General features: G+C 72.3%; 20 protein-coding genes, 1 tRNA gene and 1 pseudogene. 8 read left to right on the plus strand and 14 right to left on the minus strand.

Annotated elements, in window-relative coordinates; translation table 11 throughout:
• Positions 1-50: 50 nt before the first annotated feature.
• From yajC to ML340_RS04720, 4 genes are all read right to left on the minus strand, one after another.
• Entirely contained in the window at positions 51-395 is a 345-nt protein-coding gene (gene yajC, locus ML340_RS04705; RefSeq protein ID WP_240097158.1) for a preprotein translocase subunit YajC, read from the minus strand.
• A gap of 88 nt (positions 396-483) precedes the next feature.
• Entirely contained in the window at positions 484-1620 is a 1137-nt protein-coding gene (gene tgt, locus ML340_RS04710) for a tRNA guanosine(34) transglycosylase Tgt (protein WP_240097160.1), read from the minus strand.
• Between the two features lie 151 nt (positions 1621-1771).
• Entirely contained in the window at positions 1772-2812 is a 1041-nt protein-coding gene (queA, locus tag ML340_RS04715) for a tRNA preQ1(34) S-adenosylmethionine ribosyltransferase-isomerase QueA (RefSeq protein WP_240097162.1), read from the minus strand.
• A 45-nt stretch (positions 2813-2857) separates the two neighbouring features.
• Positions 2858-3289, minus strand: a complete 432-nt coding sequence (locus ML340_RS04720; protein ID WP_240097164.1) for an Lrp/AsnC family transcriptional regulator — start codon at positions 3287-3289, stop codon at positions 2858-2860.
• A gap of 120 nt (positions 3290-3409) precedes the next feature.
• Between ML340_RS04720 and ML340_RS04725 the strand changes: the two genes are divergently transcribed.
• Positions 3410-4903, plus strand: a complete 1494-nt coding sequence (locus ML340_RS04725; RefSeq protein ID WP_240097166.1) for an aminotransferase class III-fold pyridoxal phosphate-dependent enzyme — start codon at positions 3410-3412, stop codon at positions 4901-4903.
• 20 nt (positions 4904-4923) lie between these two features.
• Here ML340_RS04725 and ML340_RS04730 read toward each other — a convergent pair whose 3' ends face one another.
• Positions 4924-6285 (minus strand): purple acid phosphatase family protein, encoded by a 1362-nt coding sequence (locus ML340_RS04730; protein ID WP_240097168.1) that lies wholly within the window; start codon positions 6283-6285, stop codon positions 4924-4926.
• The gene (locus ML340_RS04735) at positions 6282-7409 is read right to left on the minus strand and encodes a phytase (protein WP_240097170.1); all 1128 of its coding nucleotides are present in this window, start codon (positions 7407-7409) and stop codon (positions 6282-6284) included. The genes ML340_RS04730 and ML340_RS04735 overlap by 4 nt, the downstream gene beginning before the upstream one ends.
• Positions 7410-7579: 170 nt before the next feature.
• On the opposite strand from ML340_RS04735, the gene ML340_RS04740 reads away from it, so the two are divergent.
• Positions 7580-10444 carry a TonB-dependent receptor gene (locus ML340_RS04740; RefSeq protein ID WP_240097172.1) on the plus strand — a complete coding sequence of 955 codons (2865 nt, stop codon included), beginning with the start codon at positions 7580-7582 and terminating at the stop codon, positions 10442-10444.
• Positions 10445-10542: 98 nt separating this feature from the next.
• Positions 10543-11175: a uracil phosphoribosyltransferase gene (upp, locus tag ML340_RS04745; RefSeq protein WP_240097174.1), complete on the plus strand. Its 633-nt coding sequence runs from the start codon at positions 10543-10545 to the stop codon at positions 11173-11175.
• 31 nt (positions 11176-11206) lie between these two features.
• Here upp and ML340_RS04750 read toward each other — a convergent pair whose 3' ends face one another.
• From ML340_RS04750 to rsmD, 7 genes and pseudogenes are all read right to left on the minus strand, one after another.
• Positions 11207-11599, minus strand: a complete 393-nt coding sequence (locus ML340_RS04750; protein ID WP_240097176.1) for an MAPEG family protein — start codon at positions 11597-11599, stop codon at positions 11207-11209.
• A 3-nt stretch (positions 11600-11602) separates the two neighbouring features.
• Positions 11603-12493: an MBL fold metallo-hydrolase gene (locus tag ML340_RS04755; RefSeq protein WP_240097178.1), complete on the minus strand. Its 891-nt coding sequence runs from the start codon at positions 12491-12493 to the stop codon at positions 11603-11605.
• A gap of 27 nt (positions 12494-12520) precedes the next feature.
• On the minus strand, positions 12521-14248 hold the full coding sequence (ggt, locus tag ML340_RS04760; protein ID WP_240097180.1) for a gamma-glutamyltransferase: 1728 nt from the start codon (positions 14246-14248) through the stop codon (positions 12521-12523).
• A complete protein-coding gene (locus ML340_RS04765; protein ID WP_240097182.1) occupies positions 14245-14511 on the minus strand; it encodes a YfhL family 4Fe-4S dicluster ferredoxin in 267 nt (88 codons plus the stop codon). The genes ggt and ML340_RS04765 overlap by 4 nt, the downstream gene beginning before the upstream one ends.
• A gap of 40 nt (positions 14512-14551) precedes the next feature.
• The gene (locus tag ML340_RS04770) at positions 14552-15049 is read right to left on the minus strand and encodes a hypothetical protein (RefSeq protein ID WP_240097184.1); all 498 of its coding nucleotides are present in this window, start codon (positions 15047-15049) and stop codon (positions 14552-14554) included.
• Positions 15050-15094: 45 nt separating this feature from the next.
• Entirely contained in the window at positions 15095-15601 is a 507-nt protein-coding gene (gene coaD / locus ML340_RS04775) for a pantetheine-phosphate adenylyltransferase (RefSeq protein ID WP_240097186.1), read from the minus strand.
• Between the two features lies 1 nt (position 15602).
• Positions 15603-16212, minus strand: a pseudogene (rsmD, locus tag ML340_RS04780) (16S rRNA (guanine(966)-N(2))-methyltransferase RsmD); the annotation flags it as partial.
• A 79-nt stretch (positions 16213-16291) separates the two neighbouring features.
• Between rsmD and ftsY the strand changes: the two are divergent.
• The 4 genes from ftsY to ML340_RS04800 are packed head-to-tail and all read left to right on the plus strand — an operon-like array spanning position 16292 to position 20002.
• A complete protein-coding gene (gene ftsY, locus ML340_RS04785) occupies positions 16292-17431 on the plus strand; it encodes a signal recognition particle-docking protein FtsY (RefSeq protein WP_425608280.1) in 1140 nt (379 codons plus the stop codon).
• Positions 17428-18687 carry a hypothetical protein gene (locus tag ML340_RS04790; RefSeq protein ID WP_240097190.1) on the plus strand — a complete coding sequence of 420 codons (1260 nt, stop codon included), beginning with the start codon at positions 17428-17430 and terminating at the stop codon, positions 18685-18687. The genes ftsY and ML340_RS04790 overlap by 4 nt, the downstream gene beginning before the upstream one ends.
• Positions 18684-19736, plus strand: a complete 1053-nt coding sequence (mutY, locus tag ML340_RS04795; protein ID WP_425608281.1) for an A/G-specific adenine glycosylase — start codon at positions 18684-18686, stop codon at positions 19734-19736. The genes ML340_RS04790 and mutY overlap by 4 nt, the downstream gene beginning before the upstream one ends.
• Entirely contained in the window at positions 19733-20002 is a 270-nt protein-coding gene (locus ML340_RS04800; protein ID WP_240097194.1) for an oxidative damage protection protein, read from the plus strand. Before mutY ends, ML340_RS04800 begins: the two co-directional genes overlap by 4 nt.
• A 19-nt stretch (positions 20003-20021) precedes the next feature.
• Here the strand turns inward: ML340_RS04800 and ML340_RS04805 are convergent, their stop codons facing one another.
• Positions 20022-20504 (minus strand): DUF6491 family protein, encoded by a 483-nt coding sequence (locus tag ML340_RS04805; RefSeq protein ID WP_240097196.1) that lies wholly within the window; start codon positions 20502-20504, stop codon positions 20022-20024.
• A 193-nt stretch (positions 20505-20697) separates the two neighbouring features.
• On the opposite strand from ML340_RS04805, the gene ML340_RS04810 reads away from it, so the two are divergent.
• Positions 20698-20773 (plus strand) — tRNA-Phe (locus tag ML340_RS04810).
• Positions 20774-22058: the final 1285 nt, after the last annotated feature.

The raw sequence follows: 22058 nt of genomic DNA on the forward strand, positions 1-22058 counted from the left end.
GCACCCCGCGCGGCCGGCGGCCGCGCCAGATCAGGCGGGAGGGAGGGGGATCAGGCGGCCTTGAGCGTGCCCTTGGGCAGCACGCTGGCGATCGCGCCCTTCTGCACGCGCACCTGCACGCCGTCGGCGATCTCCACGGTCACGAAGCTGTCGCCCAGGCTGGCCACAGTGCCGGCGATGCCGCCGTTGGTGATCACCTCGTCGCCCTTGGCGAGCTTGTCCAGCATCGCCCGGTGCTCCTTCTGGCGCTTGAGCTGCGGCCGGATCATCAGGAAGTACATGATCACCAGCAGCAGGATCGGGAACAGCAGGGTGGACATCAGGCCCGGAGCGGCGGGCGCGGCGCCAGCGGCCTGGGCGTGGGCGACGGGGATCAGCAGGTCGAGCGGGTTCATCGGCAATCCGTAGGGCTACGAAGGGGCTGGCCGCGGCCAGCCGGGGATTATGCCATGCCCCGGGCGGCGCCCGGCCGCCCGCCGCGCCCTACTCGGGCCGCGCGCGGCGGCGGGCGTGGAAGGCGGCGCGGAAGTCGGCGAAGGTGCCAGCGGCGATCGCGTCGCGCATCTGCGCCATCAGCCGCTGGTAATGGCGCAGGTTGTGCAGCGTGCCCAGCACCGGGCCCAGCATCTCGTTGCAGCGGTCCAGGTGGCGCAGGTAGCTGCGGCTGAAGCCGCCGGCGCAGGCCACGCAGTCGCAGCCCTCCTCGATCGGGCGCAGGTCGTGCTCGTAGCGGGCGTTGCGGATGCGCACGGTGCCGTCGGTGGTGAAGAAATGGCCGTTGCGGGCGTTGCGGGTGGGCATCACGCAGTCGAACATGTCGACCCCGCGCGCCACCGCCTCCACCAAGTCCTCCGGCCGACCCACGCCCATCAGGTAGCGCGGGCGGTCGGCCGGCAGCTGCGGGCAGGTGTGCTCGAGCATGGCGTTGCGCTCGTCCTCGCTCTCCCCGACCGCCAGGCCGCCGATCGCGTAGCCGTCGAAGCCGATCTGCTGCAGCCCCTCGGCCGAGCGCGTGCGCAGGTCGCGGTGCACGCCGCCCTGGACAATGCCGAACAGCGCTGCGTCGTTGCCCTCGTGCGCGCGCTTGCTGCGTTCGGCCCAGCGCAGCGACAGCGCCATCGACTGCTCGACCACCCGGCGCTGCACCGGCTGGCCGTGGCTGTCGTTCACCGGCGGGCACTCGTCGAAGATCATCACGATGTCGCTGCCCAGCACCTTCTGGATGTGCATGGACTCCTCGGGCCCGAGGAAGACCTTGCGGCCGTCGGTGGGCGCGGCGAAGGTGACGCCGGCCTCGGTGATCTTGCGGCGGTGCGCCAGCGAGAACACCTGGAAGCCGCCGGAATCGGTCAGGATCGGCCCGTCCCAGCGCATGAAGCCATGCAGACCGCCGTGCGCCGCGATCACCTCCAGCCCCGGCCGCAGGAACAGGTGGAAGGTGTTGCCGAGGAGGATCTGCGCGCCGAGGTCGCGCACCTGCTGCGGCAGCACGCCCTTCACCGAGCCGTAGGTGCCCACCGGCATGAACGCCGGGGTCTCGATGACCCCGCGCGGGAAGCTGATGCGCCCGCGGCGGGCGGCACCGTCGGTCTTCAGCAGCTCAAACGCCATGCGGCTCATCGGATATCGCCTGCGCCGGCACCGGCCATGGGGTACTCCTTCTCGGCGCGGGGGAACATCCCGTCCCACGCGCCGCCGCGCGCCATCCCTGGCGCGCTCTCCGGAGCACCCCATGGCCGACACCGTCGCGTGGAAGATTCAAAACAGATGCTCATGCCCCCGCCTCCTGCGGCCACAGCAGCATGGCGTCGCCGTAGCTGAAGAAGCGGTAGCGCTGGCGCACCGCGTGCTCGTAGGCGGCGAAGATGCGCGCCTTGCCGGCGAACGCGGAGACCAGCATCAGCAGCGTGCTCTCCGGCAGGTGGAAGTTGGTCAGCAGCGCATCGATGCTGCGGATGCGGTAGCCGGGGAAGATGAAGATGCTGGTGTCGCCGGCGAACGGCTGCAGGACGTCGCCCACCATCGCGCTCTCCAGCGCGCGCACCACGGTGGTGCCCACCGCGATCACCCGTCCGCCGGCGGCGCGGGTGCGGCGCACCTGTTCGACCAGCTCCGCGCCGACGTTGATCCACTCGCTGTGCATGCGGTGCTGGCGCACGTCGTCCACCCGCACCGGCTGGAAGGTGCCGGCGCCGACGTGCAGGGTGATGTGGCCGATCCCGATGCCGCGCGCGCGCAGCGCCTCCAGCAGCGGCGCGTCGAAGTGCAGGCCGGCGGTGGGCGCGGCGACCGCGCCGGCTTCGCGCGCGAACACGGTCTGGTAGCGCTCGGCATCGGCCTTGTCCGGCTGGCGCTCGATGTAGGGCGGCAGCGGCAGCTGGCCGGCGTGTTGCAGCCAGTCCGCCAGCGCGCCGTGCACGTGGAAGCGCAGCTCCCAGAAGCCGTCGTCGCCGCGCGCCACCACCTCGGCCTCGCCGCCGGCGTCCAGCGCGATCCGGCTGCCCACCTGCGGCGGCTTGCTCACGCCCAGCTGCGCCCGCGCGGCGTTGCCGGGCAGCAGGCGCTCGATCAGGATCTCCACCCGCCCGCCGCTGGGCTTGGCGCCGAACAGGCGCGCCGGGATCACCCGGGTGTCGTTGAACACCAGCAGGTCCCCCGGCCGCAGCAGCGCCGGCAGGTCGCGCACGTGCAGGTCGGCGAACGGCGCCGCGCCCGGCGGCACGTGCAGCAGGCGGCTGGCCGAGCGCTCGGGCAGCGGCGCCTGCGCGATCAGCTCCGGCGGCAGGTCGTAGTGGAAGTCGGATTTCTTCACGGGCGGCCCCGGCTGGGCGGGCGCGCATTGTAGGCGCGCGCCGGCTCAGCGCTCGAACTTGGTGGACAGGATGATCGAGGTGTTGGTGCGCTCCACCCCGTCGATCGCGCCGATGCGGTCGGTCAGCACGTCCATCTCGCCGACGCTGGCGGTGACCGCCAGCGCGATCAGGTCGTGGCCGCCGCTGATCGAATACAGCACCCGCACCTCGTGCATCGCCTGCAGCGCGCGCACCACCGCGTTCATCTGCTTGGGGCGCAGGGTGATCAGGATGTGGGCGCGGATGCGGTCGCGCTCGAGCTCGTCGTCCACCCGCACGGTGTAGCCGCGGATCACGCCGGCCTGCTCCAGCCGCGCGATCCGGTTCTGCACCGTGGTGCGCGACAGCCCGAGCCGGCGCGCGATCTCGGCGGTGCTGGCGCGCGCGTTCTCGCGCAGCAGCGAGAGCAGCAGTTCGTCGGCGGGGGAGATGCGCATGCGGGCAAGCATACCGGCGATTCGACGGATTTGCCCGGCATTCCGGTCGAATCGCCCCTACCGATCGTCCGCCAGGCAGCGATAATGCCGCTTTGGCCCGCAAGCGCCCGGAGACAGCCCATGGACCCGATCGAGACCCTTGCCCCGCTGCGCGCCCACGGCGGCCTGCGCACCACCGGGCTGGACGACGCCAGCGTGCGCGCGTTCGCCGCGCGCGACCCGCAGCTGGGCGAGGCCATCGCCGCCGCCGCCGCGGACTATGCCAGCGTGCGCGCCGAGTTCCCCGACCTGCTGGCGCTGGACGAGGACGCCCAGCGCGCAAAGGTGCAGGAAGGCTTCGTCAACTTCTACTCGCAGGACAACGCCAACCCGTACGTGGCGCTGGCCGCGCGCGGCCCGTGGATCGTCACCCTGAAGGGCGCGGTGCTGTACGACACCGGCGGCTACGGCATGCTCGGCCTCGGCCATGCGCCGGCGGCGGTGATCGCGGCGATGGCGCGCCCGCAGGCGATGGCCAACATCATGACCCCGAGCGTGGCGCAGCTGCGCTTCTCCAACGCCATGCACCGCGAGATCGGCCAGACCCGCGGCGGCTGCCCGTATGCGGCGTTCATGTGCCTCAACTCCGGCTCGGAATCGGTGTCGCTGGCCGCGCGCATCGTGGATGCCAACGCCAAGACCCAGACCGACCCCGGCGCCCGCCACGCCGGCAAGACCATCAAGCGGCTGGTGGTGAAGGGCGCCTTCCACGGCCGCACCGAGCGCCCGGCGCTGTATTCCGACTCCACCCGCAAGACCTACCTGCAGCACCTGGCCAGCTTCCGCGGCGAGGAGTCGGTGATCGCGGTGCCGCCGTACGACATCGACGCGCTGCGCAAGGCGTTCGCCGATGCCGATGCCCACGGCTGGTTCATCGAGGCGATGCTCCTGGAGCCGGTGATGGGCGAAGGCGACCCCGGCCGCAGCGTGCCGGTGGACTTCTACAACGCCGCGCGCGCCCTCACCCGCGCCCACGGCAGCCTCTTGCTGGTGGATTCGATCCAGGCCGGCCTGCGCGCCACCGGCTACCTGTCGATCGTGGACTACCCGGGCTTCGAAGGCATCGAGGCCCCGGACATGGAGACCTACTCCAAGGCGCTCAACGCCGGCCAGTACCCGCTGTCGGTGCTGGCGGTCACCGCGCACGCCGCCGGCCTCTACAAGCGCGGGCTGTACGGCAACACCATGACCGCCAACCCGCGCGCGCTGGACGTGGCCTGCGCGGTGCTGGCGCAGCTCACCCCCGCCCTGCGCGAGAACATTCGCGCCCGCGGCCGCCAGGCCCTGGCCCTGCTGGAGGCGCTCAAGGCCGACCTCGGCGGGGCGATCACCAAGGTGCAGGGCACCGGGCTGCTGTTCTCCTGCGAGCTGGCGCCGCAATTCAAGGGCTACGGCAGCGGCTCCACCGAGGAATGGCTGCGCGAGCACGGCCTCGGCGTGATCCATGGCGGCGAGAACTCGCTGCGCTTCACCCCGCACTTCGCGATGAGCGAGGACGAGCTGCAGCTGGTGGTGGCGATGGTGCGCCGCGCCCTGCTGGAAGGCCCGCGGGTGGCGCAGCCGGCCGCGGCCTGAGCCGCGGCGGTGCTGGCGGGCTACTCCCAGCAGCGGTCGGCACGTCCCTTCGGGCTGAGCGGACGCGGGCAGTCGCGCGGCGGGATGCGCCCGGCCACCTGCTCGACCAGCCCGCGCGGCCGTCCCGGCCGGCGGTCGCGCAGCTCGAACGCGTCGTACAGGCGGCCGGTCGCGGTGCGCGCCTCGTAGCGCAGGCGGTCGCCGTCGATCCGCAACACCTGGAACAGCTGGGTGTCCTCGCCGACCGGATGCATGCTGGCACGCGCATGCGCGGACAGTCGGTACTGCTTCGGCCCCGCGACCGAGACCACGAACACCGGCAGCCGCCCGCCGTCGTCGCTGCGGCGGGCATACACATGGTCGTGCCCCTGCAGCACCAGGTCGACCCGGTGCCGGCGCAGCACCGGCAGGATCGCCTCGCGCAGGGCCGCGTTGTCGCGCCCGTCGCGCGGCGAATGCAGCGGCTGGTGCACCATCACCACCGTCCAGCGCCGCGGCTGCGCGGACAGCACGCGCTCCAGCCACGCGGCCTGCGCCGCGGCGGTGCCCAGATCCAGCGCGGAGGTGCCGTCCAGCACCGCGACCCGCAGGTCGCCGGCATCGAACCAGTAGGTGGTGGCCGGCGCACCCACGGCGCCGTCGTCCGGCAGGGTGAAGCTGTCGGCCCAGAACGGCGAAAGCACCCGGCGTTCCTGCGAGGTGCCTTCGTCCAGTTCGCGGTATTCGTGGTTGCCGGCGGCCGGCGCCAGCAGCATCGCAGTCGGCAGTGCCCCGAGCGCCTCGAACCATTCGCCCCATTCGGCGTCGTCCTCGCCGTCGCCGCCGCTGACCAGGTCGCCCGCGAACAGCGCCAGGCGCGCCTCGGGCGCCTGGCGCATGGCCTCGCGCACGACCCGGGTGTTGAGGCTGACGTTCTTGTTCTGGGTATCGCCGAAGTACAGCAGGGTGAGCGGGCGCCCGCGCGCCGGCGCGGTGCGCAGCTGGAACCACGGGCTCCAGGTGCCGCGGCCCTGCACCCGCCAGGCGTACAGCGTGTCCGGCGCCAGCCCGTCGATCCGCGCGTGGTGGTGGTGGCCTGCGGCCTGCGCATCCGACGCCGGCCGCGACTCGGCGCGGATCCGGCGCGGCGTGCCCGGGTCCGGCGAATCGCTGGCCTCCACGATCTCCAGCCAAGGCTGCTGCACCGTGGTATCGGTGCGCCAGGCGACCGCGAAGCCGCGCGCCGCATCCTGCGCCGGGCTGGCCACGATCCGGTCCGGGAACGGACCGGGCGCATAGGCGACGACGCCCTTGGGCACCCGCGTGTTCGGTTCCGCGCCCGGCTGGCTGCCGGCCGCGGCGCCGGCGATGGCCAGCGCCAGCAGCGCCGCCAGCCACCTCATCGTCGGCACTCCGGCAGGCCGAGCGCGCGCGCGATGTCGCGCCAGTCGAACGCGGCCAGCGCCATGTCGTCGTGCACGGCATACAGCACGCCCTGCGGGAAGCGGGCGTCGCCGCGCGGCTCCATCCAGATGCCGTCGGTGTTGGCGGTGACCGCGCCGGTGAACGCGCCCAGCGGCGCCAGGCTGCGGCGGTCGAACACGTGGAACAGGGTGCGGTCCTTGTACTGGTCGGAGGCGATCCAGTAGCCGCCGCCGTCGGCGCAGGCCAGCAGGGCGATGCCCTCGGCCTGGGCGCGGAAGCGGTCGGCGCCGACGTCGCGGCCAGCATAGCGTGCGTCCGACAGCCGGTATTCGCGCAGACGGGTGCCGGTGGCCACGTCCTCCTCGGCCAGCAGCAGGCGGTCGTTGTCCGGGTCGGCCCAGACCGACTCGGCGATGCGCACCGCGCCGGCCGGGGTGGTCTCGCCGAAGGTCTGCTGCAGGCGCGCCTGCCAGCGGCCGTCCACCTGCTGCAGGCGGTAGCGGCGGAAGCGCTGGCCGAGGTCGGCCAGCGGCGGGACCGTCTCCTCGTCGGCGCCGAGCATGTAGTTGTCGCTGACGATCACCTCCAGCGCATCGCCGGCACGACGCGCCCACAGGCCGTAGGGCTTGCGCAGCTCGGCCTCGCCGAACGCCAGCAGCGGCGTGAACTGCGGCAGCGCGAACACCTGCACGCGGTGGTTGTCGCGTTCGACCACCAGAGCGAGGTCGCCAACCACCGCGATCCCGTTCGGGCGATCCAGCTGGCCCAGCGCCCGGCCCTTGCCGCCGACGCTGCGCAGGTGGCGGCCGTCGTCGCCGTCGAACACCTCCAGGGTGTTGCTCTTCTTGCCGGTCACGATCACCCAGCGGCGGCCATCCGGTGCGGTCCAGCTCGCCGGCGAATCCAGGTTGGCCTGCGGCAGCGCCCCGCTCACGAATGCCTCGCGCACCTGCGCATGCGCCACCTGCGCGGCCGCCAGCCGCGGCTCGTTCGCACCCGCCTCGTCCGGCTCTGCCTGCCGCGCCACCGGCGCGCCCGCGCAGGCCGCCAGCAGCCCCATCAGCGGCAACAGCCACCCCGCCTTGACCCGATGCTTGCCCATCTTCCCCATTCCCGTGCGGACCAAGCCCGCCATTACGGGCCGCCGCGATGACGGTTTCGTGTCAGCGCTTGGGCGCCCCGGCCTGTCACGCGGCGTGCATCCGGCTGTCATGTGCACGCCATGACCGCCCCCTGCAATGCCGGATTCAGCCACACCGGGGAACCACCGTCATGCAACCGCACGCTCTGGCCCGCGCCGTGTCGCGGGTCCTGGCCCGCCGCGCCCTGCCCGCCTTCGCCCTCGCCTGCACCCTCGCGCTGCCGCTGGCCGCGCAGGCCGCCGCCCCCGAAGCCGCCGCCCCGGCCGCCAGCCCGGCCGAGGCCGGCACCCTGATCGGGCAGGTGCGCGAATCCCTGCGCGGGGTCACCCTGGCCGGCGCGCTGGTGCGCATCGGCGGACGCCAGGCCAGCACCGACGCCAACGGCCAGTTCCGGATCGACGGCCTCGCCCCCGGCCAGTACACCCTGGACATCGACTTCCTCGGCTACCGCCACTACAGCCAGGCGGTGAGCATCGGCGGCGAGCGCGCGACCGTGGTCAACCCGGTGCTGAGCGCGACCAACGCGGTCGAGCTGGACCGCGTGCTGGTGCGCGGCCAGCGCGACGCCCAGGCGCTGGCGCTGAACCAGGAGCGCGCCAGCACAAACTACGTGAACGTGGTCTCCGCCGACCTGCTCGGCACCTTCCCGGACAACAACATCGCCGAGTCGACCCAGCGCATGCCGGGCGTCTCGATCGAGCGCGACCAGGGCGAGGGCCGCTACGTCACCGTGCGCGGCGCGCCCAAGGAATACACCACGGTCAGCCTGGACGGCGTGCCGCTGGCCAACCCCGACAAGGCCAGCCGCGGGGTCGAGCTGGACACCATCCCGTCCGACGTGATCTCCGCGCTGGAAGTGACCAAGGCGCTGACCCCGGACATGGACGGCGATGCGATCGCCGGCAACATCAACATCCGCACCCAGAGCGCGCTCGACCGCAAGGGGCCGATCGTGCGCGCCTCCATCGCCGGCGGCCGCTACCAGCTCGGCGACGGCAAGAACCAGCGCGCCGCCGCCAGCCTCGGCGGCCAGTTCGGCCCCGACCGCCAGCTCGGCCTGCTGCTGTCCGGCTCGTTCAGCCGCCAGGGCCGCTTCACCGACAACGTCGAGAACCTGTTCGAGTCGATCGGCGGGCGCTACCTGCCGACCGAGGTGCAGATCAAGGACTACGAGGGCACCCGCACCCGCACCGGCCTGACCGGCCGCCTCGACCTGCGCATCGACGAGAACAACCAGGTCTATGCCCTGGCCTCGCTGGCGCGGTTCGAGGACCACGAGTTCCGCGACAACCTGATCATGGCGCTGGACAGGCACACCGCCGCCTCCAACGACGTCACCGGCACCGCGCGCGCGACCTTCGACAAGGAGCTGCGCGAGCGCACCTACGACAAGCGCATCAACACCTACAGCCTCGGCGGCGAGCATTGGCTGGGCGACTGGCGGGTGGACTGGCAGGCCTCGCGCAGCCTGGCCGACAAGAAGACCGACCCGCGCAAGCAGTACATCTTCCGCTCCAGCGTGCGCCCGAACCTCAACTACGACTACACCAACCCGGACTACCCGGTGTGGAGCATCGTCGGCCGCGCGGACGCGCCGGCGACCGGGCTGGTGCTGCCGGAGAGCTGGTTCGGCTTCCGCCGCTTCAACGACCGCTTCGAATCCGGCAGCGAGAGCGAGACCGGCCTGCGCGTGGACCTGCGCCACGACCAGGACTGGCTGGGCGAGGACGGCGAGATCCGCCTCGGCCTGCGCAGCCGCCAGCGCCGCAAGTCGTTCGACGACGAGCGCTACCGCAACGGCTCGGCCGCGGACTTCGCCAAGCTCGGCGTCACCATGTCCGACCTGCTGTGCACCGACCTCGGCCCGTCCGACAACTTCGACTACTTCTTCACCGGCCGCCGCTTCTGCCGCGACATCTTCGCGCGCTATACCGGCCCGCTCATCAACAGCCCGAACTACGTGCGCCTGATCCCCGACTCGATCAGCGGCGACTACTGGGCCAGCGAGGACATCACCGCCGGCTACGCGCGCCTGGACGCGCGCTGGGGCAAGCTCAACATGGTCGCCGGCGTGCGCTACGAGGCCACCCGCACCACCGGCAAGGCCAACCAGTACGACGTGGCGACCAAGGCGATCACCCCGGTCGGCGCGCAGCGCGACTACGGCGACGTGCTGCCGAGCGTGAACCTGCGCTACGCGCTGGACGAGGACCGCATCCTGCGCGCGTCCTACACCACCGGCATCAACCGCCCGAACTTCAACGAGACCGCGCCCTACCGCCTGCTCGGCGAGCGCGCCAGCGACATCGACGGCAAGCTCGCGCAGGACATCACCGAGGGCAACCCCGCGGCGAAGGAGGCCTACAGCCACAACTTCGACCTGTCCTACGAGCACTACCTGCGCCCGCTCGGGCTGGTCTCGGTGGCGCTGTTCTACAAGCGCATCAACGATCCGCTGTTCCTCTCCACCCGCACGGTCGAGACCGCGACCACCCGCACCCGCTACACCCGCCCGGAGAACGGCAGCGACGGCAGCGTGAAGGGCGTGGAGCTGGCCTGGCAGCAGGCGCTGGACTTCCTGCCGGCGCCGCTGGACGGGCTCGGCCTGTACGCCAACTACACCTACGCCGACTCCGACGCCAAGCTGCCGTTCGGTGCCGGCCGCACCATGCTGCCGGGCACCTCCAAGCACAACTACAACCTGGCGGTGTCGTACGAGTACGCGCGCTTCACCTCGCGCCTGGCCTACACCTACCGCAGCCGCTTCATCCAGTCGTTCGACGTCAACGACCGCAACCTCAACGTGTACTGGGACGGCCGCGGCAGCCTGGACTTCAGCGCCAGCCTCGGCCTCGGCCGCCAGTGGCGGCTGTTCACCGAGGTCAACAACATCACCGACACGATCCAGCGCCGCTTCCAGGGCAGCCGCAACCGGGTGCTGGAGATGGAGGGCTTCGGCCGCTCCTGGCTGGTCGGCATCCGCTACGAGATGTAAGCGGTGGCCCCGCGGACAGCCATGCGACGCCGGCCTCGGCCGGCGTCGCCGTTTCCGCCGCGGCCGCGATCCGGCACACTGGCGCGCGGAGGTGATGCATGCAGGTCGTCGAAGTCCGCCATCCGCTGGTGCAGCACAAGCTCGGCAAGCTGCGCGACATCCGCACCGACCCGGTGCACTTCCGCCAGATCGCCGGCGAAGTGGCCGCGCTGCTGGCCTACGAGGCCACCCGCGACCTGCCCACCGAGGCGGTGACCGTGCAGACCTGGGCCGGCCCGCTGCAGGTGCAGCACGTCCGCGGCGAGCACCTCACCCTGGTGCCCATCCTGCGCGCCGGCCTCGGCTTCCTGCCCGGCGTGCAGGCCCTGCTGCCGGCGGCGCCGGTGAGCGTGGTCGGCCTGCGCCGCAACGAGACCACCCACCGCCCGGAAGGCTATTACCAGCGCCTGGCCGACCGCATGCACGAACGCACCGCGCTGCTGATCGACCCGATGCTGGCCACCGGCGGCAGTGCGATCGCCGCCATCCAGCTGCTGAAGGACGCCGGCTGCCCGCGGATCAAGGCGATCTTCCTGGTCGCCGCGCCGGAAGGCCTGCACGCGCTGGAAGCCGCCCACCCCGACATCGAGGTGTACGTCGCCGCGATCGACCAGCGCCTGGACGAGAACGCCTACATCCGCCCCGGCCTCGGCGACGCCGGCGACCGCCTGTTCGGCACCCCGGTGGATTGAGCGGGCACCCGCACCGCCCGGCCCTGCGCCCTCACCCCAGCGCCCGCCACACCCCGGCGAGGGCCATCAGCAGCAGCACCAGCCAGGTCAGGGCGGTGCCCCAGAAGCGGCCGAAGGAAGGCCCGGCGCTGCGCGAGAAGCCCCACGCGTGCAGGACGCGCGCGACCAGGAGGGCCGCGCCCAAGCCCCAGACCCAAGCCGCCGGCAGGCCGGACAGCTCCAGCAGCGCGAGCAGCAGCAGCGCCATCGGCACGTGCTCGGCGAAGTTGGCGTGCACCCGGATGCAGCGCGCCAGCTCCGGGTCGCCGCCGTCGCCGAGGCCGATCCGGCGCGCATGGCGCAGGCGCGAGATGCGCGCCAGCAGCACCAGCTTGAGCAGCACCAGCAGGGCGGCGAACAGCAGGGTGATGTGCGGCGCCGGCATCGCTCAGGCCGCCAGCGGACGGGCGTGCAGTTCCGGGTATTCGTGCGCGGTGGCGAAGCGGCCCTTGGCGTCGCGCACCACCTGCGCCAGCGCGCAGCCGGGGTCGTGGGTGAAGAACAGGCGCACGCCGCGCGCCAGCTTGTCCTCGAGGAAAGCCTGCTTCTCGTCGATCAGGCGCTCCGGGCAGCGGTCGTAGCCCATGGTGATCGGCACATGCACCCACGGCCGGCCGGGGATCAAGTCGGCGCAGAACACCACGCCGCCGTGCGCCTGCCCGTCCACGATCTCAGGACCGACGATCTCGGCCAGCAGCAGGCCCGGGGTGTGGCCGTCGCTGTGGTGGAAGCGCACGGCCTCGCCCAGCGCGGCGCAGTGGTCGCCGTCCACCAGCTCCAGCCGGCCGCTCGCCTCCAGCAGCGCGGGCAGTTCCGGGATGAAGCTGGCGCGGTCGCGCGGGTGCGGATGGCGCGCGCGCTCGAAGTGGTCGCGCCCGACCACGAAGGTGGCGTTCGGGAACAGCAGCTCCGGCGCGCGGCCCTCGGCCCACGGCGCGAGCAGGCCGCCGGCATGGTCGAAGTGCAGGTGGCTGAGCACCACCACGTCCACGTCCTCGTGGCCGAAGCCGGCCTGCGCCAGCGAATCCAGCAGCACGTGGCGCTCCTCGACCACGCCGTAGCGCTCGCGCAGCGGCGGCGGGAAGAACGCGCCGATGCCGGTCTCGAACAACACGGTCTTGCCGTTCAGCGGGCTGGCCAGCAGCGCGCGGCAGGCGAGGTCGATGCGGTTGTCGGCATCGGCGGCCATCCAGCGCGTCCACAGCGCCTTCGGCGCGTTGCCGAACATCGCGCCGCCGTCGAGCTTCTGCGAATTGCCGAGCAGCGACCAGAGCTTCATGCCGGCAGTGTACGCTCGCGGCCGCGCTCAGTGCACCCGCGCCGCCTCGAGCAGCACCGCACCGCGCCCGACCGGGTTGCGCGGGTCGCTGGCCGCGCGCAGCACGCCGGCGCGGCGGTCCCACTCGACCGTGTTCATGTTGCCCCAGCTGTCGCTGGAGCGGCGCCCGCCGCCCTCCTCGCCCGGCACCTGCACGGTGTGCCCCATCGCGCGCAGTTGGGCGATGGTGGCAGCCGGCAGGGCGTCGCGCTCGACCGCAATCACGTCCGGCTCCCACTGGTGGTGGTAGCGCGGCAGCGCGGCGACCTGGGCCGCGTCCAGGCCGTCGGCATAGCCGAGCACGCCGAGCAGGACCATGGTGATGATGCGGCTGCCGCCGGGGGTGCCGAGCACCGCGATCTTGTCCCGCGACTCCATGAAGGTCGGAGTCATCGAGCTGAGCATGCGCTTGCCCGGCGCCGGCGCGTTGGCGGCATAGCCCATCACCCCGAAGGCGTTGGGGGTGCCGGGCTTGAGCGCGAAGTCGTCCATCTCGTTGTTCAGCAGCACCCCGGTGCCGGGCGGGATCAACCCGGAGCCGAACAGCAGGTTCACGGTCTGGGTCGCGCCGACCATGTTGCCCTCGGCGTCGATGATCGAGAAATGGGTGGTCTCCTCGTCCTCCAGCGGGGTCGGCTGCCCGGACAGCAGGTCGCTCGGGGTCGCCTTGTCCGGGTTGATCCCGGCGCGCAGGCCTGCGGCGTAATCGGGCGAGAGCAGCAGCCGCTGCGGGATCTTCACGAAATCCGGATCGCCCAGGTAGAAGGTGCGGTCGCGGAACGCGCGCCGCATCGCCTCCACCACCAGGTGCACGCGCTGCGCCTGCGGCAGCTTGTCCAACTGCCACGGCGCGAGGATCTGCAGCATCTGCGCCAGCGCGATCCCGCCGGAGGACGGCGGCGGCGCGGTCACGATCTTCCAGTCGTGGTAGGCGAAGGTGATCGGGGTACGCTCCTTGACCCGGTAGCCGGCCAGCTCCTCCAGCGTCCACTGCCCGCCGGCGGCATTCACGCCCGCGACCAGGCGCCTGGCGGTGATGCCGCGGTAGAAGCCGTCGAAACCCTCGCGCGCCAGCCGCTCCAGGGTGGCCGCCAACTCCGGCTGGCGGAAGATCTCACCCTCGCGCGGCGCGTGGCCACGGCGCAGGAACACCGCGCGGGTGCCGGGGTAGCGCTCCATCACCGCGCGCCGCTGCTGGTAGCCGATGGCGAAGCGGGCATACACCGGGAAACCCTCGCGCGCGATCCGGATCGCCGGGGCCAGGGTGGTCGCCAGCGGCAGCCGCCCGTAGTGCTGCGACAGATGCACCAGCGCGGCCGGCAGGCCGGGGATGCCGGCCGCCCACGGGCCGTTCTCGGCGCGGTCGCGGTCGAACTCGCCGCTGGCGGTCAGGTAGCGCGCCTGGGTCGCGGCCCCGGGCGAGGTCTCGCGCGCATCCAGGAACACGTCGCGGCCGCGCCGGGCGTCGTGCAGCAGGAAGAAGCCGCCGCCGCCGAGGCCGGAGCTGATCGGCTCCACCACCGACAACACCGCCGAGGTCGCCACCGCGGCGTCGAAGGCGTTGCCGCCGCGGCGCAGCATATCGATCCCGGCCTCGGTGGCCAGCGCGTGCGCCGAGGCGACCGCCCCCCCGGGCGGGTGCGCCGCGGGCGTGGCATCTGCCCACGCCAGGCGCGGCAGCAGCAGGAACAGCACCAGCAGGGCGTGGCGGATCATGCGTTCTCTCCTGCCCCGGCCGCGGCCAGCCGGCGGGATTTCTCCAGCAGCTGCGCGCGCGTCTCGGGGTGTTCGGGATCGGGGGCGATGCACTCGACCGGGCAGACCACCACGCACTGCGGCTCGTCGTGATGGCCCACGCACTCGGTGCACAGGGCCGGGTCGATCAGATAGATCTCCGGCCCCATGCGGATCGCCCGGTTCGGGCACACCGGCTCGCACACGTCGCAGTTGACGCAGGTGGAATCGATCTTCAGCGACATGCGCGCTGGCCCGCGCCGGCACCGGCGCGGGCGCGATGGCTCACTTGGCCTCGACGAACACGTAGTTCACCCCGGCCGGGGTGACCGCGGCCTTGACCCGCTCGCCGTCGATCGCCGAGCCGATGAAGACCACCTTGACGCCCTTCATGCTGTTCGGGCCGACCTGCTTGAACGCGGTTTCCACCAGCTCGGCCATCTTGGTCGAGGCCGGCGAGGCGAACACCAGCATATTGCCCTCGAGGATGCCGCGGCCGAGGTCGCCCTCCAGCTTCTCCAGCTGGCGCTCGTACTGGCCGCCGAAGCCCTCGCTGCTCTCGCTCGGCAGGAAGTACACGTACGGGCTGTTGGTGATGCCGTCCATGTTGCGCTTGGCGACCTCGGTCACGTAGGCGCGCCAGGCGCCGGTGTCGTCGTTCTTGGGCGCGGTCAGCGGCGCCTGTTCGGCGGCGGCGGCCTTGGGGGCCTCCTCCTGCTTCTTGCAGGCGGCGAACGGCAGCGCGAGGCAGGCGATCACGAGCAGGCGGGTCAGAGTGTGCATGGCGGTCTCCCCTTGGAGGCGATGGAACACGGTGGCGGTGGCGGATCAGGACACGGCGTCGCGCGCGCGGCGCCGGGCTTCGAGCGCCTGCGCGACCGGCGCGGGCACGAAGCCGGACACGTCGCCGCCGAGGCGCGAGATCTCGCGCACCAGCGACGACGAGATGAAGCCGTACTGCTCGGCCGGGGTCAGGAACAGGGTCTCGACCTCCGGGATCAGCCGGCGGTTCATGCTGGCCATCTGGAACTCGTACTCGAAGTCGGACACCGCGCGCAGGCCGCGCAGCAGCACCCCGGCGCCGACCCGGCGCACGAACGTCGCCAGCAGGGTGTCGAAGCCCTGCACCTCGACGTTGGCATGGTGGCGCAGCACCTTGCGCGCCAGCTCGACCCGCAGCTCCAGCGGCAGCGCCGGGCCCTTGGCCGGGCTGGCGGCGACCCCGACCACCAGCCGCTCGAACAGCGGCGCGGCGCGGTCGACCAGGTCGACATGGCCGTTGGTGATCGGGTCGAAGGTGCCCGGATAGACCGCGATGCGCCGTGGCGCGCTCATGCAAGCTCAGGACCGGCGTGGGAATCGGCGCCGAGTGTAACGCGCCGGTACAGCGCATAGCGCACTTCGCGGGTACGGCCCTCGCGGTGCAGCGCCCACTCCGCCGGTAGCGCCGGGGCCAGCGCGGCCGGGCTCTCGAGGTACAGCCAGGCGTCCGCCGTCAGCCGCGCCGGTAGCCGTTCCAGTACCGCCGGCCACAGCCCGGCGGCGAACGGCGGATCCACGAAGGCGACATCGAACGGCGCTTCCCGCGCGGCCGCGGATTCCAGCCAGCGCAGCGCATCGGCCTGCACCAGCTGCGCCTGCGCCCCGGCTTGCAGCCGCGCCAGCGCGGCCGCCAGCGCCTGCGCCGCGCGCGGGTCGGCCTCCACCAGCACCGCGCCGTGCGCCCCGCGCGAGAGCGCCTCCAGCCCGAGCGCGCCGGTGCCGGCGAACAGGTCGAGCACGCGTGCGCCCGGCAGCACCGGCGCCAGCCAGTTGAACAGGGTCTCGCGCACGCGGTCGCTGCTCGGGCGCAGGCCGGGCACCTCGGGTACCGGCAGGCGGGTGCCGCGCCAGCGCCCGCCGATGATGCGCACCTGCCCCGCGGCGGGCCGCCGGCCGGCGTTCATCGGGGGCGCTGCGGGGTGGGTGCTACCATGCGCGCCATTCTCGCCCACCGCCGCGACGCCCGCACGCCGCCGCGCCCCCATGGTCCGCTGGTTCCGCCGCAACAAGCTCGATCCGATCCCGCCGCGTCGCCTGTCCGACGCGGACCTGGCGGCCGCGCTGCCGCCGTTCGCCGCGCCCGAAGCACCCGAAGCGTCCGCGCCTGCCGCGCCACCGGCACCGGCCGTGGCGGACGCCGCGGACGCCGCGCCCGCCGCGGCAGCGGCCATCGCCGGAACCGCGCCCGCCCCCGCCGCCGCCCCCGGCAAGCCGGGCTGGCGCGAACGCCTGCGCGGCAGCGCGTTCGCGCGCGCCTTCGGCGGGCTGTTCTCGCGCAACCCGCGCCTGGACGACGACCTGCTGGACGAGATCGAGACCGCCCTGCTCACCGCGGATGTCGGCGTGACCGCCAGCAGCGCGCTGGTGGAAGGCCTGCGCCGGCGCATGCAGGCGCGCGAGTTCGCCGATGCCGCCGCCCTGCGCGCCGCCCTGCGCGCCGAGCTGATCGCACTGCTCGCGCCGGTGGCGCGCCCGCTGCGCATCGATCCGGGCAAGAAGCCGTTCGTGATCCTCACCGTCGGGGTCAACGGCGCCGGCAAGACCACCACCATCGGCAAGCTCGCGCGCCGCTACAGGGACGAAGGCCGCAGCCTGATGCTGGCCGCCGGCGACACCTTCCGCGCCGCCGCGGTCGCGCAGCTGCAGGCCTGGGGCGAACGCAACGGGGTCGCGGTGGTGGCGCAGGGCCAGAACGCGGATGCCGCCGCGGTCGCGTTCGATGCCCTGCAGGCCGCGCGGGCGCGCGGCACCGACGTGCTGATCGCCGACACCGCCGGCCGCCTGCACACCCAGGGCGGGCTGATGGACGAGTTGGCGAAGGTCGCGCGCGTCCTGCGCAAGCTCGACCCGGAGGCGCCGCACGAGGTGCTGATGGTGATCGACGGCACCACCGGCCAGAACGCGGTCAACCAGGTGCGCAAGTTCCGCGAGAAGCTGCCGGTCACCGGCCTGGTGGTGACCAAGCTGGACGGCACCGCCAAGGGCGGCGTGGTGTTCGCGCTGGCGCGCGAGTTCGGCATCCCGATCCGCTACGCCGGCATCGGCGAGCGCCCGGAGGACCTGCGCGAATTCGACGCCGAGGCGTTCGTGGACGCGCTGCTGCCGGAGTCGCTGGGCGGGTGAGCGCGGCGCTGCCCGCCGCTCCGCGCCGGCCGCGGTGGCGGTGGTGGGGCGTCCTGCTGGCGCTGGCCCTGCTGTTCGCGCTGGCCGCCTGGCTGCTGCAGCCGCCGCGCGCCGGGCGCGCGCTGCTGGCGCTGGCCGGCGATGCGCTCGGGCTGGAGTTGCACGCCGACGCCATCGACTGGCGCCTGCGCGGCACCCCGCAGCTGGAACTGCGCGGGCTCGTCGCGTGCGAACCCGGCGCGCCCCGCGCCCTGCTGCGCGCGCGCCGGGTGTTCGTCGCACTGCCGTGGCGCACCCTGCGCACCCTCGGCGCCGACCTCACCGTGCAGCGGATCGCGCTGGACGCCCCGGTACTGGACCTGCCGGCGCTGCAGCATTGGCTGGCCGGGCGGCCGCCCAGCGAGACCCGGCTGCCCACCCTCGTTGATGGCCTGCGCGTGCGCGACGGGCGGATCGACAACGACGACTGGCGGATCGAGGCGCTGGCCATCGACCTGCCCGCGCTGCATCCACGCCAGCCACTGCGCCTGGACGTGCGCGGCCGCTACGTCGCGGGCACGCTCACCCTGCCGGCCATGCTCGCGCTTTCGCTGGATACCCCGCAGCGGCTGCTGGACCGGCAGCCGGCGCAGCTGGTCGCGCGCGGCCGCCTGGAGTTTTCGGGCGAGGGCTGGCGGATGCCGGCGCAGGTGTTCCTGGCCGGGCCGCTGCGGATCGGGCGCGACTCGGCGCTGATGCAGCCGGTGCGGCTGGGGCTGGATGCGCGCTACCAGTCGGCCGCCGGCAGCACCGCGTTCCGGCTCGGGCTGGCCGCGCCGATGGCCTTCAACGATGCCAGCTGGCGCTTCGTGCCGGCCAGCGTGGTGCTGGAAGGCGATCCGCAGGTGCCACGGGCCCGCGCGCGCGGCAGCCTCAGCCTCGGTGCGCGCCTGCGCCTGCAGCTGGCCGGCGAGATCGCCGCCTGGCCGGCGGGATGGCCGCCACTGCCGGCACCGCTGCACGCCTCCTCCACGCCGCTGGCCTTCACCCTCGCCTACGACGGCGCGCCGGATGCCTCCGGCCCGGCCCGCATCACCCTGCGCCGCGACGCCACCGCGCTGGAGGCGGGCTTCCGCCTGCCCGAACTGCTGGCGTGGCTGGACGCCGGCGCCAGCGGTTCGCCGCTGCCGCCGCTGGCCGGCACCCTGACCACCCCGCGGCTGGTGCTGGACGGGGTGACGCTGGACGGCGTGCAGCTGCAGCTCGACGCGCCATGAGCGCCATGCCCGACATCGCCGCGCGCCTGCTGGCGTGGTTCGATCGCCACGGCCGCCACGACCTGCCGTGGCAGCACCCGCGCACGCCGTACCGGGTGTGGCTGAGCGAGATCATGCTGCAGCAGACCCAGGTGTCGGTGGTGGCGGGCTATTTCGAGCGCTTCGTCGCCGCCCTGCCCGACCTGCCGGCGCTGGCGCGCGCGCCGCAGGACGCGGTCCTCGCGCTGTGGTCGGGCCTCGGCTACTACGCCCGCGCCCGCCACCTGCATGCCGCCGCGAAGCTGTGCCTGGAGCGCCACGGCGGCGAACTTCCACGCGACCTCGACGCGCTCGTCGCGCTGCCCGGCATCGGCCGCAGCACGGCCGGGGCGATCCTCGCGCAGGCCTGGGGCGATCGCGCGCCGATCCTCGACGGCAACGTCAAGCGCGTGCTGTGCCGGGTGTTCGGCATCGAAGGCTGGCCGGGCCAACCGGCGGTGGAGAAGCGCCTGTGGGCGATCGCCGAAACGCTGCTACCGCCCACCCGGCTGGCCGACTGGACCCAGGCGCAGATGGATTTCGGCGCCACCCTGTGCACCCGCGCCCATCCCGCCTGCGCGCTGTGCCCGCTGCAAGACATCTGCGTGGCGCGTCGCGACGGGCGCACCGCCGACCTGCCCACGCCCAAGCCGGGCAAGCCGCTGCCGCAGCGCGAAGCGCACCTGCTGCTGGCCGAGGATGGCGAGGGCCGCGTGCTGCTGCAGCGGCGCCCGCCCACCGGGGTCTGGGCGGGGCTGTGGTCGCTACCCCAGCTGGACGACGCCGCGCAGGCGCTCGGCTGGTGCCGCGACCACCTGCACGGCGATCCCGCCGCGGCGCAGGCGCTGGCCCCGATCGAACACGCCTTCAGCCACTACCGCCTGCGCCTGCACCCGCTGCGCGTGCACACCGAGGGGCTGCAGCCGCGCATCGCCGATAATGACGGACTGCGCTGGGCGCGCCGCGCGGAGCTTGCCGCGCTCGGCCTGCCCGCCCCCATTCGCAGACTGCTGCAGGAGCCAACCGCATGACCCGCCAAGTGCATTGCGTGGTGGACGGCATCGACACCGATGGCCTGGACTTCCCGCCGTGGCCCGGCGAACTGGGCCAGCGCGTATACGATAGCGTCGGCAAACCGGCGTGGCAACGCTGGCTGGCGCACCAGACCATGCTGATCAACGAGCACCGGCTGTCGCCGCTGAACCCGCAGCACCGCGCCTTCCTCGAAGGCGAGATGGCCAAGTTCCTGTTCGGCGGCGGCGCCGACAAGCCCGCCGGCTACGTGCCGGCGGACTGACGGCCCCCAGGCGCGGCGGTTACGGCTGCGCGCCCTGCTTGGGATCGGCCGGCCGCTCCACCGGCGCGTCGATCTTGCTGGCATCGCGCTCGGCCTTGCGGATCGCCTTCATGTCGAGCGGCTGGATCGACTTGATCGTGCACGGGATGTCCGGCATCAGCGGCCCCACCCCACGCGGGATCACCCGGTCGAAGCCGGCCCACACCTGGCCGACGCTGCGGCTCAGGCTGATCATCGGCGCGAAGCTGAGGTTAGTGCACGGCCCGTACAGCTTGAGCAGATAGGCCCGGCCCGGTCCCGACCACACCGCCAGCGCGCTGTCGCCCAGCGGCGTCCAGCCGTCCATCGGCATGGTGTACATGAAGCTCGAGACCGGCGCCCCGGCATGCTGCTCGTACAGCGCCAACTTCTCTGCATCGCTCATGCGCGGCCCGCTGGCGCAGCCAGCCAGCACAGCCGCCGCCAGCGCCGACGCCGCCAGCCATCGCGTGTTCGCATTCATCACGGTGTCCTCCCGTCCGTTGGATACGCGCCCCGATGGGCGCGTATTCATCCTGCGCCCGCGCCGCGCGCCATGCGCAAAGCCGGCGTGAAGACCGCCGCGCCCGCCGCCACCCGCCAGCCGGTGTTCAGGCATCGCCCCCGGCTTGCGCCACCTGTCCCGCCTCCGTATCATGCGTGGCTCGCACGCTCATGGCCGGGTAGCTCAGTTGGTAGAGCAGGGGATTGAAAATCCCCGTGCCGGGGGTTCGATTCCCTCCCCGGCCACCATGTTCAAACGCAAGCCCTGCAACGGTTCCAGCCGATGCGGGGCTTTTCGTTTCTGGCCTGCCACTTGGCCTGTCCACGTGATCGATCGGCGTTTCGTTGCCGTTTGCCTACGCTGCCAATCCCACGGCTTGCCGCCAACCCGCCACCGCCCCGACATCACCGAAAGTTCCGGAGATTGGCCGCGCGAGTCGTCCCCCTCCTGGTTCGAGCCGCCATCCCTCAGGCGACCCTCATCCTTCAGATGCCCGGTCGGGATGCTTGTCGTTGACGAGATGAACCGCCCCGGCTCGATGCGGCTCGGATACATGGCGGAACCGCAGACCTCGCCTCTGCCTGCCTCGGCAGGTCGCCGCGAGGAAGCCCTGGAAAGCTACCCATCACGACCGGCGCACCATCCGCCGGTCGGTCTTTTTGGGCTGTTGACACCCGCGATGGATTGCGCTATAGATAAATTGCTGAGCATGCTCAGCAAGTTTGATGCAAACGCGCATTCTCCTTGCCGAATCGCCAAAAAGCGATTCGGCACTGCCCAAATGGTCGGCAGCGCGAGAATCCCGAAGTCAAGGAAAAACACAACGACGCCCCCACGATGTTGGGGGCTTTTTCTTTGGAACCCCCTGCGCAGACCTGCGCAGACGCGGCTTCGGAAGGCGGGGTTGCGCGTTTGCATCAAGCGTGCAGAATCGCATCTGCCGCCCGACCGCGTGCGCTGCCGGCTTTGGAAGCGCGTTTGCATCAAGCGTGTAGAATCCGGCGGCCACCCAGGCGCGCACGTCCGCCTGCTTCGGAAGCGCGTTTGCATCAAGCGTGTAGAATCGGATGCCGAGTTCAGGCGGGCGCTCTTTGCGCTTCGGAAGCGCGTTTGCATCAAGCGTGTAGAATCGGATGCCGAGTTCAGGCGGGCGCTCTTTGCGCTTCGGAAGCGCGTTTGCATCAAGCGTGTAGAATCCGACCTGTTCTAACTCATTGAATTACAATGGGTTAGAACAGGTCGTACTGCCTGCGCGGGTCGTAGTGGTAGTCATCGTCAGCGTTGACCAGCCGACTCTCGTAGGGGCCGTGCAGGTAGCGGAGCATCCCCATCTGGCGGTCGGTGATGAAGATGCCGTGGACGTGCCCGCCCGGTGGAACGTAGGGATGGAGCGCCGCAAGGTAGGCTTCGATTGACCTGCCCCCAATCGCCGTACCACTGATTACTGGGAGAGTCCGGGGTTGAAGGGTACTTGGTGTTGCGGGGTTTGGGTACGGTGGTGGGCGGCGAACTGTGCGGGTGGGATGCGGCCGC

Source organism: Thermomonas flagellata (assembly GCF_022419185.1).
GTDB classification, from domain to species: Bacteria; Pseudomonadota; Gammaproteobacteria; order Xanthomonadales; family Xanthomonadaceae; genus Thermomonas; species Thermomonas flagellata.

Excerpts from the sequence above, each read along its gene's own strand:
- yajC (WP_240097158.1), bottom strand. The coding sequence starts at position 395 with ATGAACCCGCTCGACCTGCTGATCCCCGTCGCCCACGCCCAGGCCGCT.
- tgt (WP_240097160.1), bottom strand. The coding sequence starts at position 1,620 with ATGAGCCGCATGGCGTTTGAGCTGCTGAAGACCGACGGTGCCGCCCGC.
- ML340_RS04720 (WP_240097164.1), bottom strand. The coding sequence starts at position 3,289 with ATGCGCATCTCCCCCGCCGACGAACTGCTGCTCTCGCTGCTGCGCGAG.
- ML340_RS04725 (WP_240097166.1), top strand. The coding sequence starts at position 3,410 with ATGGACCCGATCGAGACCCTTGCCCCGCTGCGCGCCCACGGCGGCCTG.
- ML340_RS04730 (WP_240097168.1), bottom strand. The coding sequence starts at position 6,285 with ATGAGGTGGCTGGCGGCGCTGCTGGCGCTGGCCATCGCCGGCGCCGCG.
- ML340_RS04735 (WP_240097170.1), bottom strand. The coding sequence starts at position 7,409 with ATGGGCAAGCATCGGGTCAAGGCGGGGTGGCTGTTGCCGCTGATGGGG.
- ML340_RS04740 (WP_240097172.1), top strand. The coding sequence starts at position 7,580 with ATGCAACCGCACGCTCTGGCCCGCGCCGTGTCGCGGGTCCTGGCCCGC.
- upp (WP_240097174.1), top strand. The coding sequence starts at position 10,543 with ATGCAGGTCGTCGAAGTCCGCCATCCGCTGGTGCAGCACAAGCTCGGC.
- ML340_RS04750 (WP_240097176.1), bottom strand. The coding sequence starts at position 11,599 with ATGCCGGCGCCGCACATCACCCTGCTGTTCGCCGCCCTGCTGGTGCTG.
- ML340_RS04755 (WP_240097178.1), bottom strand. The coding sequence starts at position 12,493 with ATGAAGCTCTGGTCGCTGCTCGGCAATTCGCAGAAGCTCGACGGCGGC.
- ggt (WP_240097180.1), bottom strand. The coding sequence starts at position 14,248 with ATGATCCGCCACGCCCTGCTGGTGCTGTTCCTGCTGCTGCCGCGCCTG.
- ML340_RS04765 (WP_240097182.1), bottom strand. The coding sequence starts at position 14,511 with ATGTCGCTGAAGATCGATTCCACCTGCGTCAACTGCGACGTGTGCGAG.
- ML340_RS04770 (WP_240097184.1), bottom strand. The coding sequence starts at position 15,049 with ATGCACACTCTGACCCGCCTGCTCGTGATCGCCTGCCTCGCGCTGCCG.
- coaD (WP_240097186.1), bottom strand. The coding sequence starts at position 15,601 with ATGAGCGCGCCACGGCGCATCGCGGTCTATCCGGGCACCTTCGACCCG.
- ftsY (WP_425608280.1), top strand. The coding sequence starts at position 16,292 with ATGGTCCGCTGGTTCCGCCGCAACAAGCTCGATCCGATCCCGCCGCGT.
- mutY (WP_425608281.1), top strand. The coding sequence starts at position 18,684 with ATGAGCGCCATGCCCGACATCGCCGCGCGCCTGCTGGCGTGGTTCGAT.
- ML340_RS04800 (WP_240097194.1), top strand. The coding sequence starts at position 19,733 with ATGACCCGCCAAGTGCATTGCGTGGTGGACGGCATCGACACCGATGGC.
- ML340_RS04805 (WP_240097196.1), bottom strand. The coding sequence starts at position 20,504 with ATGAATGCGAACACGCGATGGCTGGCGGCGTCGGCGCTGGCGGCGGCT.